A 513-nucleotide genomic window follows, 5' to 3' on the forward strand; every position below is an offset into this window, starting at 1 on the left:
CGATTCATAGAGCTTGCGGATAATGTCTGCGATAGCGTCACCGATCCCCGGGATCCTGGTGAGGGCGCCCGCGGCGATGATCCGGTCAAGCGGCTGCGACAACGCAGCCAGACTATCGGCCGCGCGCAAGTAAGCCTTGGTGCGATAGGGATTGTCCCCGCGCAGCGATAAGCGATGTGCGTATTCCCTTAGCAGGCTGGCTACTGTCCTCGGATCGGTTTTTGCCATTGTCGATGCAAACGGGGCCGATCTCCGCAGGTTCCAATCAGGCAAAGACTGCGAAACGCTGATCCATGGTTGCTGCCTTTTTCGCGGAGTGGGCGCTACAGATTAGGCAAGGACTGGTCGGCGCGACCCCACCCCGCCAATGATTTGTAGGCTGCGCGTTTCTTCAATTCAGGAGCATCGCCGACGTGGAAATGAGAGGGCGCATCAATCGTCTTCATCTCCGCCCAGGTGATCGGCGCCGCGACGGGCGCGCCCGGTCGAGACCTTGCGCTGTAGGGCATGATC

Annotated in this window: 1 protein-coding gene and 1 pseudogene; both read right to left on the reverse strand. The window is 60.2% G+C overall.

The genetic code is table 11. The features are described 5' to 3' along the window. Positions 1-228: helix-hairpin-helix domain-containing protein (locus EOA60_RS36675; protein WP_245502729.1), on the reverse strand; the 228-nt coding region annotated here is incomplete at its 3' end. A gap of 95 nt (positions 229-323) precedes the next feature. Continuing rightward, positions 324-513 (reverse strand): annotated as a pseudogene (locus EOA60_RS38605) (hypothetical protein); the annotation flags it as partial.

It is taken from the genome of Mesorhizobium sp. M1A.F.Ca.IN.020.06.1.1 (assembly GCF_004023265.1).
Taxonomy (GTDB): Bacteria; Pseudomonadota; Alphaproteobacteria; order Rhizobiales; family Rhizobiaceae; genus Mesorhizobium.